Origin of the sequence: Siminovitchia fortis, from assembly GCF_003605365.2 — a bacterium.
Taxonomy (GTDB): domain Bacteria; phylum Bacillota; class Bacilli; order Bacillales; family Bacillaceae_C; genus Siminovitchia; species Siminovitchia fortis.
The window spans coordinates 36,483-45,452 of the sequence record NZ_QYTU02000033.1; the positions used below are offsets into that span (position 1 = coordinate 36,483).

12 protein-coding genes are annotated in these 8,970 nt (G+C 44.8%); 9 read left to right on the forward strand and 3 right to left on the reverse strand.

The annotated features are described in order from the left end of the window. The first annotated feature begins 13 nt into the window (after positions 1 to 13). From D4N35_RS13580 to D4N35_RS13605, 6 genes are all read left to right on the forward strand, one after another. Entirely contained in the window at positions 14 to 1,369 is a 1,356-nt protein-coding gene (locus tag D4N35_RS13580) for a bifunctional metallophosphatase/5'-nucleotidase (RefSeq protein WP_120074564.1), read from the forward strand. Positions 1,370 to 1,488: 119 nt separating this feature from the next. Beyond that, positions 1,489 to 1,791, forward strand: a complete 303-nt coding sequence (locus tag D4N35_RS13585) for a YunC family protein (RefSeq protein ID WP_120074566.1) — start codon at positions 1,489 to 1,491, stop codon at positions 1,789 to 1,791. Positions 1,792 to 1,850: 59 nt separating this feature from the next. After that, entirely contained in the window at positions 1,851 to 2,627 is a 777-nt protein-coding gene (yunB, locus tag D4N35_RS13590; protein WP_120074568.1) for a sporulation protein YunB, read from the forward strand. Between the two features lie 26 nt (positions 2,628 to 2,653). Then, positions 2,654 to 2,857 (forward strand): hypothetical protein, encoded by a 204-nt coding sequence (locus D4N35_RS13595; protein WP_186306596.1) that lies wholly within the window; start codon positions 2,654 to 2,656, stop codon positions 2,855 to 2,857. Positions 2,858 to 3,039: 182 nt separating this feature from the next. Then, a complete protein-coding gene (locus tag D4N35_RS13600; protein WP_120074570.1) occupies positions 3,040 to 4,560 on the forward strand; it encodes a sodium-dependent transporter in 1,521 nt (506 codons plus the stop codon). Next, the gene (locus D4N35_RS13605) at positions 4,560 to 4,676 is read left to right on the forward strand and encodes a methionine/alanine import family NSS transporter small subunit (RefSeq protein WP_120074572.1); all 117 of its coding nucleotides are present in this window, start codon (positions 4,560 to 4,562) and stop codon (positions 4,674 to 4,676) included. The genes D4N35_RS13600 and D4N35_RS13605 overlap by 1 nt, the downstream gene beginning before the upstream one ends. Positions 4,677 to 4,712: 36 nt before the next feature. Here D4N35_RS13605 and D4N35_RS13610 read toward each other — a convergent pair whose 3' ends face one another. Beyond that, complete coding sequence (locus D4N35_RS13610) at positions 4,713 to 5,690, reverse strand: M23 family metallopeptidase (protein WP_120074574.1); 978 nt, start codon at positions 5,688 to 5,690, stop codon at positions 4,713 to 4,715. Positions 5,691 to 5,764: 74 nt separating this feature from the next. After that, the gene (locus D4N35_RS13615; protein WP_120074576.1) at positions 5,765 to 6,403 is read right to left on the reverse strand and encodes a YhcN/YlaJ family sporulation lipoprotein; all 639 of its coding nucleotides are present in this window, start codon (positions 6,401 to 6,403) and stop codon (positions 5,765 to 5,767) included. Between the two features lie 116 nt (positions 6,404 to 6,519). On the opposite strand from D4N35_RS13615, the gene D4N35_RS13620 reads away from it, so the two are divergent. Further along, positions 6,520 to 6,795 (forward strand): YutD family protein, encoded by a 276-nt coding sequence (locus D4N35_RS13620; RefSeq protein ID WP_120074578.1) that lies wholly within the window; start codon positions 6,520 to 6,522, stop codon positions 6,793 to 6,795. A gap of 402 nt (positions 6,796 to 7,197) precedes the next feature. On the opposite strand, the gene D4N35_RS13625 is transcribed toward D4N35_RS13620, so the two are convergent. Further along, the gene (locus D4N35_RS13625; protein ID WP_120074582.1) at positions 7,198 to 7,512 is read right to left on the reverse strand and encodes a cytosolic protein; all 315 of its coding nucleotides are present in this window, start codon (positions 7,510 to 7,512) and stop codon (positions 7,198 to 7,200) included. Positions 7,513 to 7,624: 112 nt separating this feature from the next. Here D4N35_RS13625 and D4N35_RS13630 point away from each other — a divergent pair, with 112 nt between their 5' ends. Together D4N35_RS13630 and nucF are read left to right on the forward strand one after the other, a co-directional pair. Further along, a complete protein-coding gene (locus tag D4N35_RS13630) occupies positions 7,625 to 8,062 on the forward strand; it encodes a DUF86 domain-containing protein (protein WP_120074584.1) in 438 nt (145 codons plus the stop codon). 20 nt (positions 8,063 to 8,082) lie between these two features. After that, the gene (gene nucF, locus D4N35_RS13635) at positions 8,083 to 8,847 is read left to right on the forward strand and encodes a 5' nucleotidase NucF (RefSeq protein WP_208646306.1); all 765 of its coding nucleotides are present in this window, start codon (positions 8,083 to 8,085) and stop codon (positions 8,845 to 8,847) included. Positions 8,848 to 8,970 lie beyond the last annotated feature (123 nt).

Below are 8,970 nucleotides of genomic sequence, written 5' to 3' on the forward strand. Positions count from 1 at the left end.
AGGAAGTGTATTTGTGAGAGAAAAAATTCATATATACCATACGAATGACGTCCACAGCCATTTTGAAAAATGGCCGAGGATCAGGAAGTTTTTGAAAGAAAGAAAAGCTCTTCATGAAGCCAACGGGGAAGATGTTTTTATTTTTGACTGCGGTGATTTTGTTGACAGGTGGCATTCTTTTACGGAAGGGACCCTTGGAAAGGGGAATGTTGAGCTTCTGAATGATGCAGGATATACTGCGGTCACTTTAGGTAATAATGAAGGACTTACATTGCCGCATGATGTTTTAAATCATCTATATGATGAAGCTGAATTTGATGTATTGGCGGCAAATCTGTATTTGCCGGGCGGAACAAGGCCTTCATGGGCTCTGCCTTATCAAATTTATAAAACCTCAAAAGGAACAAAAATAGGAGTTACTGCAGCAACAGCCTATTACCGGCCTCTATACAAACTGCTGGGCTGGGAACTGTCTGAACCGCTGTCGGAGCTGGAGAACCAAATTGCCGAGTTACAGAAACAGGCTGACATCATCATCGTATTATCCCATTTAGGCATGCACGATGATCAAAAAATTGCAGAGAACAATCCACGGGTCGATTTAATTTTAGGTGGCCACACCCACCATGTTTTTATGAACGGAAAAAAGGTGAATCATACAACTTTGTGTGCTGCCGGAAGATACGGGGAATATATCGGCTATATTGAGGGTGAAGTTGATACGAAAAATTTCAACGCTTCCCTTTTCGAAACCGCCGTTTTGGACAGCCCTCCAAATGCAGCAGAATATATTAAAGATTTGGATGAAATCGGAAAAGATTTGCTGCAAACCGAGGTGGTCACACTACCTGAACCTCTGGATTATTCCTGGCTGGAGCAATCCGATTTGCCGGCCATATTGTGCGAGGCATTGTACAAATGGTGCAAAGCAGATTGTGCCCTCATCAATTCTGGACTCATTCTTTCAGCGCTTGAGAAAGGCGTGGTGACGAAGTATGATTTGCACCGAATGCTCCCGCATCCGATCAATCCATGTGTCGTAGAACTTTCAGGCGCAGAGCTTCAAGAGGTTCTTGTCAAGGCCGAAGAGAGCGGCTTATCTGAACTTGAGTTTCAAGGGCTGGGATTCAGGGGTGTCATGATGGGGAAATTTGTTTACCATGACATAGAATACGGCAAAGACGGCAGATCCATCAAAATTGCCGGAGCTCCTTTAGTCCGGGAGAAAATATATCATCTGGCAACTTTGGACATGTTCACTTTTGGCGTATTTTTGCCGCCTATAAAAAACGCGAGAAGCAAAATATACTATTTACCGGAATTTGTCCGCGATCTGATGGAATGGGAATTGAAACAAAGGTATAAGTGACATTCCAGTTACCCCTTCGGCAACAAATAATCAGTTGGAAAAACATATTGTAACTTAATTCGCCCTGTGCACTATTGATCCGCCCTCTCATATAATGGGTACCGGAAGGGGTGGATTGGATGGTTAGTATTGAGCCCGTGATAATCGACGGGCATATGTTTGTCGCTTCCACTGTTCGTTTGCCGAAAACAACGCTGCTTACCGTATCAAATGACCGAGGATACATCATGTGCGGTGCTCTTGATGTCGGGCTGTTGAACAGCAAGCTGAAAGACCGGGGGATTATTGCCGGGAGGGCAGTCGGTGTGAGAACGATCGAGCAGCTCCTCGATGCACCGCTGGAATCTGTGACGCTTGCTGCCAGGGAGCTTGGTATTATTCCGGGAACGAAAGGCCGGGAAGCTTTGCTTAAAATGATCTAAATAAACGTGCGCTATTCCCCCCCTTGTACGCATATGTTTGTATAAGGGGGGGATTATGATTGGCTCGATTTCGTACACGCAAATACCGGCGGGGGCCATTGCCTTTCCGTTATGTCCTGTTAATATCATTTGTTTTTTTTATTTTTTCCACAGCCGCTGGATTGTGGATTGTGAATAAAGGGATTAAACCGACATTATTAAACTATGCGGAGTCCCAAACCCGTAAAATTGCGCCGATGGTAGTAAGTAAAGCGGTCAAGGATGTCATTCCCGAGGTAAAAGATTTAAGGGAGATTACGGAGATTGTTCCGGATGGAGTTGGCGGAAAGACTGTCCAGTTCAAGACCGACATTATCAATGAAACCCAGGCAGACATCTCCAAAGCGATCCAAATGAATTTACGGCAGGCAGAAGCGGGAGACCTGGCTTCATTTTACGAGGAGACGGGTGTGCAATTTTCATATGATGAAACAGCAAAAGGGGAAGGGATTGTATATTCTTTTCCTTTGGGCCAGGCGACGCATAATGCTCTGCTGGGAAATCTTGGCCCCCGGATTCCAATCAGGTTCACTCCCGTGGGCAGCGTGAGTACGAATGTGGAGACGAAAGTGGAGCAATATCCGATTAATAATATGTTTGTAACAGTGTCTGTCCGTGTCAGCGTTAATGTCCAAATCATTATCCCATTCGGTACAGAGCAGACGAAAGTAGAGCAAGAGGTGCCGATTGCAATCGGATTATATCCGGGTGAGGTGCCGCAATTTTGGAACAACAGCGGGACAATGAACCCGTCCATCCAATATCCGGGTACGCCGGGTATACCAAAGACACCATAGTGGTCTCAAGGATTATTTTTAATGACATGGACCACGTCATAACCCAACTTCCGTATGCTTTGATATCGGCATTGATTGCGGGTATGGGGTTTGTTGCCATGGGGTTGACGGATAATGGATTGATGGGACTTGCTGCAGTGGCCTTGCTGTTGGCCATTTTTGCCCTGGCTTTGAGAAAAAACAAAGTGCCGCAAAAACAGACAGTAATGGAAGAAAGTCCTGGAAGGTAGAAGGCAGCTTTTTGCTGCCTTTTTATTTATATTAAAATAGTTTTAATATAAAATTTATATAGAGTTTATGCATAATTTCGTTTTGACAAAATAAGAATGAATAGATATACTATCTTTATAGTTTGAATAATATTCAGACTTTTTACTCAAGAAAAACTTATTTTAAAGAGGGGGTATTTTAAATGGAGAATCGTGCGCAATTTAGTTCGAGAGCCGGTTTTATATTTGCCGCTGTAGGTTCTGCGATTGGACTTGGAAACATTTGGCGTTTCCCGGCTGTTGCGTATGATAATGGAGGAGGGGCATTCTTTCTTCCGTATTTGTTCGCCCTGCTCACGGCAGGAATTCCATTGCTGATTTTGGAGTTTACCATCGGCAACAAATACAGAGGGTCGGCACCGCTTTCCCTGGCAAGGGTCCGGAGGGGCGGAGAGTGGATCGGCTGGTGGCAGATCGGCATTTCATTCATTATCGCGACATATTATTCCGTCATCATTGCTTGGGCATTGGCCTATACCTATTTTTCCTTTAACTTGAATTGGGGCAGCGATACAACGAACTTCCTGATTGCCGATTATTTGAAAGTGGGCGACACGGCTTCCATGGGCAGCTTTGTTCCCGGCGTTCTAATTCCACTTATTTTAGTTTGGGTCATCGTATTGGGGATATTATTTGCAGGTGTTAAAAAAGGTATTGAAGCAGCAACCAAAGTCATGATTCCGCTGCTTGTCGTATTATTTACGGTAATTGTAATTCGTGCCCTTACATTAGATGGGGCGGTTGAAGGATTGAATCAGTTCTTTAAACCGGACTGGAGTGCAATTGGAAACGGAAAGGTTTGGGTTGCCGCATACGGGCAAATCTTCTTCAGCTTATCCATCGGTTTTGCTATTATGATTACTTATTCAAGCTACTTGCCGAAGAAAACCGACATTACAAACAGCGCCTTTATTACGGGTTTTGCGAATTCCGGCTTTGAGCTGCTCGCCGGTTTCGGAGTATTTGCAGCATTAGGATTTATGGCGGCGCAGCAGGGTGTCGGCGTTAATGAGGTTGTACAGGGCGGAGTGCTCCTTGCATTTTCAGTCTTTCCGACTATCATCAACGAGCTGCCCGGATTCCAGCAAGTTTTTGGTATTTTGTTCTTCGTATCACTGGCACTTGCGGGGTTGACATCACTCATCTCAATCGTTGAGACGTATATGGCGGGCATTCAGGAAAAATTCAATGTTTCCAGAGCAAAAGCGGTTACGTTCGGAGGCGGGTTGACTGCAATTGTATCCCTTGCCTTCGCTACACAAAACGGCTTGAACCTGCTTGATGTTGCCGACTATTTCATTAACCAATTTGGAGTTGCGATGGCAGGCCTGTTTGAGGTAATCTTTATCGCATGGTTTGCCAAACAGTTGAAACCGCTTCAGTCTTATGCAGATGCTGTTTCTGATATCAAATTGGGTGCCTGGTGGAGAATTTCATTATCCATCATTACTCCGGTAGTCCTCGGCTATATGATGTTTGACAACCTGCGCCAAAACCTTGTCGGAGATTATGGCGGGGGCGACTATCCGCGTGAATTCCTGTTTAAATACGGATGGACCGTTGCACTCGGTGCAATGTTCTTTGGTATCCTGATGTCATTGAAACCATGGAAAGGCCACGATCTCGATTATGAGTCTGAGATTGACGAAAGGGAGGTAGGATAATGAGCGGCAGCGCAATTGCAATGATGATTATTGGAGTTGTTATTATTTGGGGAGGATTTGGAGCGAGTGTCGCTTTGGCAATCTCCAAGGCAAAGGAAGCAAAAAGAAGAGCTTAAATATTCAATGAAGCTTTGGGTACGCATCCCAAAGCTTCATTTTTTTGAATTTTCGGCCCGTTCCCACGCCTTTAAATGGGGATAAGGGTCAAATGACCATTCGTTAATCCCATTGTCCTTGTACATCCCGAAATGAAGATGCGGAGGAAATTTTCCGGCTGTTCCGGGAGGCCCGTATCCTGAGCTTCCAACACTGCCGATTACCTCACCGGGTTTTACAACATCTCCAATTTTCAAACCCTTGGCAAAGCCATTTAAGTGGGCATAGTAATGATAGGTGTTGTTCAAATCCCTGATGCCAACCCGCCAACCCCCAAATTTATTCCATCCTTTTAGTTCCACAACACCGTAAGCAACTGCCCGGACAGGGGCGCCATATCCGGCAAAAATATCGGTTCCTTCATGGATTCTCCGACCGCCCCATCCGCGGCGGTCTCCCCACGTATTATGATACGTATAGTTGTAGCCTTTTGGGATGGGAAATGCTTTTTCATCCAGGTTAACCCGGCCTATTTTCCTATAAACTTTCGCATTGGCCATAATGGCTCCGACGGTCTTATCTCTTTTGTAATAATTCCATAAAGCAATTCGGAACCTGGTGTCATCTACCCCATATTGGGCCAGGTAATTTCCGATTGTAAATAAAACGTCTTCTTCATTATGGAGGTCTGCTTTTCCATCGCCGTTTCCATCCTGTCCAAATCCATTGAAAAAACTGATGGACAGTGGATTGACATCCTTATCATCGGGATTGGCGAATCCTTTCCAATATTCGGACTGAATGTATATACCGGTCAGGCCGCCTGGTTTCGGCAAATCTTTTCTGACATGCCGGATACTGCGTTCGTATTGGTCTACGGCAGCTATATAAAACCATGGAACTCCTGTAGTCATTTCTGTCCTTTTATACAGCTCCATTCTTTTTTCATACATCTCAGACTGCGTCATTTCGCCTGCCTCAGCCGATATCCCCGAAAAAAATATCATGATCGCCAAGAGTAAAATAACTCTCAAATGAACCGACACCTCCTTTTCTTCATTGCAGAAAAACAAGCAGGCCCATGAAAATCACGGGCCACATATAAAGGCTATCTTGAGTTGATCATTCGGTCTTCTTTTGTTTCCCCATTCTCATTTTCTGTGTCACTTACCTTTCGGCCTTGGGGTGAACTTTCTTTCATCATCCGTATAGTGTCTGTGATCGCTTTATTTTTATTCGCTGTATAAGGATTAATGGAACCGATATTTTCAACATATTGCCTTAAAGCCGGATCATCTGTAACATATACGTGGTACCAGCGCGGAACTACAGACATGGCTGTTTTCTTTACCTGGTCAGCTGTCTCAAACCTCGTTTTATTATCCGTTTCGCTTAGCTTATAGGAAATCAATACCTCCGCGTCTGTTACCACGACACTGCTGTCGAGGACATTTGGGAGTGCAACGGTCATTTTGCTGATCATGCTGGCGGTTTTTTCCCTATCCAAAGTATCACCGCGTCCAATATCCGCTGTCTCGCCCGGAACCGGGCTTTTAACCTCGCGCACAAAGCCGTATTTATTATTGTTATTTGAACGGTTATATAAATCGTGCCTGTCATCTCTGTTGACCGTGTTCCCGCTTTCTTTGTAAACCGCATCATTATTTGCGGTCTCGCGCTCATTAGCCGCACAGGCACCCAATATCATGACGCTTAGGACAATCGATGCAACCCCTGCTGTTTTCAAAAAATACACCTCCTCTATAGTAGGATGTGCGGTAATGCAGTTTTTTTACTAGAAATTGTTGCCGTTTCAGTTATAATTTAAAGAAGATGATGAAATAAACTAAGCGGGTGAGATAATTGGTTGCGATACAAAATAAGCAATACGAGCTTGTTGAAGAATTCAGGGACGGCTTCAATGAGGAAGCGTTAAGAGCCCGCTTCAGCGATATATTGATTAAATATGATTACATTGTCGGTGACTGGGGATATGGCCAGCTTCGCCTGAAGGGCTTTTTTTCAGATGACAACCACAAGGCATCATTTGATACAAAGATCAGCACTTTATCGGATTATCTTTATGAATACTGCAACTTTGGCTGCGCGTATTTTGTATTGAGAAAGGTGGATAAATAATCAGAAAAGCGGAGGTGCCTGTTTATCGACGTACAGACTGGACGAGTCCTGACGAGATAAAGGATAAGGAAGTGCGAGAGTGCCTGCTTATCGGCGACAAGCATAAGACGAGCGCTGAAGAAGGCGTAGTTTGCCTTCAGCAGCGATTGGCTTATGACCTCGAGCCGATGGCACTCGGAGCCGGACAACACGGCGACGAAGGCAGGCTCAAGCAGCGACGTCCTGTCGCTTCGCCTGCACTAGCACATCCTGTGCGTCGGAGCCGATGTTGACTTATCGTAGGAAGGATGAGGAAGTCTGCTAGTCGATAGGCACCGGAGCTGGACAATAGAAAAGCGGAGGTGCCTGTACCCCCGTTCCATGAAAAATGGCCAAGCAAAGTCTTGGCCATTTTTTGCCGGGTCAGCTGTCTTCGTATGGCGGTTCCGTGTCCCGGTTTGGGTCGTCATGTGTCGGATGGGCACCCGGGAACTTCCGGGGCCTGTTTTGGTGCATGGACTTGAATTCGTAGTTAAAAGCACTGTAAGGGCGCTGCCCTTCTTTCCAAGGAGTGGATTTATTTTCAACGCGAGTATGTTTTCCTTTCGGCGCCCCGAAAGATCCTTCGGGAAGCTCCTCAGGAATAAGGAAATTTCTGCGTGTTTCCACAGTGGAAACATCTGTATATGTGATTTCCTCTTTGTCGAGATGATCGCCGTCCCGGCGTGATTCATCCATGTGAGTGACCACCTTTTTTATGTTTAAATTGCCCTTGTCCGCTGCATCTATTCGTCCACCGCCCATTTATTTGATAAAATAGTGATAATAACTCATGGAGGTAATCGGAACCGTGTATTTTGTTGATCGTGAAAAAATAGAAAAAACTTTGATGTATATGGAAAGACAGATCCAGCTGTTTGAAGAGAAAAAAGAGTGGGAGTCAATCGTTGAAAAAACCGCGCTTGAAAGAATTGCGCAAACCGTCATCGAATCCATTCTTGATACCGGCAATGCCATGATTGATGGTTTTATCATGAGGGATCCGGGAAGTTATGATGATATCATTGATATTCTTACTGATGAAAAAGTTATCACAGATGACATGAGCGAAAGCCTTAAAACCGTTATTAATTTTCGTAAGATGCTTGTACAGCAATATATTGAGGTTGACCATGGACAGGTGCAATCGATGCTGAAGGAAGAAATCAACGCCCTTAAACAATTTGCGCCAAAAGTGAGGGATTATTTAACAAACGAATTGGGGCCTGTATCAGCATTTAAAAAGTGATGTTTGGAAGGGGGTTTCCGGTGAAAAAGTATGAAGGCTATCTGATTGACCTGGACGGCACAATGTACCGGGGCAAAGAAAGTATTCCTGAGGCTGCTCAGTTTGTAGCCCGTTTAAATAAAAAGGGAATTCCCTACTTATTTGTCACTAATAATTCCTCGAAAACGCCCGGTCAAGTGGCTGATCATTTAAATCATTTTGGAATTGAGGCGAAAGAGGAGGATATATTTACAACCTCCATGGCAGCGGCAGATTATCTATATGAAAACCATCCTGATACGTCAGTTTATGTTATTGGGGAAACAGGGCTTATATCCGCCTTGCAAGAAAAAGGTCTCAATCTGACAGACAAGGATCCGGAGGCGGTCATTATGGGAATTGACCGTAAAATAACATATGAAAAGCTGGCGAAAGCCTGCCTTTTCGTCCGGAACGGAGCCTTGTTCTTTTCCACGAATGGCGACACAGCGCTGCCGACGGAAAAAGGATTGCTACCGGGGAACGGGGCGATCACGTCTGTTGTGTCTGTTTCGACTCAAACGGAGCCCATATTCATAGGCAAGCCACACTCCATCATTATGGAGCAGGCTTTAAAAGTACTTGGCTCTCCTAAAGAAAAGACGCTCATGGTCGGCGATAATTACGATACGGACATTTTGGCAGGCATTAATATTAAAATGGACACGCTTCTCGTCCATACAGGCGTAACGACAAAAGAAGCTTTGGAGATGAAAGAAAAACAGCCGTCATATGTATTGAATTCGTTGGCTGAATGGCAATTTTAAAATCCCCCGCAAGCACGGGGGATTTTGTGGCTGTTAAGGAAATTATAAAATGCTCAGGTTATTTGTCACTTAGTGCCGCGTCTGGCTCCAGCGCCTATCGACTAGCAGACTTCACGCTTCTCG

What these genes read in the sequence shown, in the direction of transcription:
- D4N35_RS13595 (WP_186306596.1), top strand. Translation starts at nt 2,654, where the DNA reads ATGGACCACGTCATAACCCAACTTCCGTATGCTTTGATATCGGCATTG.
- D4N35_RS13585 (WP_120074566.1), top strand. Translation starts at nt 1,489, where the DNA reads ATGGTTAGTATTGAGCCCGTGATAATCGACGGGCATATGTTTGTCGCT.
- D4N35_RS13625 (WP_120074582.1), bottom strand. Translation starts at nt 7,512, where the DNA reads ATGGATGAATCACGCCGGGACGGCGATCATCTCGACAAAGAGGAAATC.
- D4N35_RS13605 (WP_120074572.1), top strand. Translation starts at nt 4,560, where the DNA reads ATGAGCGGCAGCGCAATTGCAATGATGATTATTGGAGTTGTTATTATT.
- D4N35_RS13600 (WP_120074570.1), top strand. Translation starts at nt 3,040, where the DNA reads ATGGAGAATCGTGCGCAATTTAGTTCGAGAGCCGGTTTTATATTTGCC.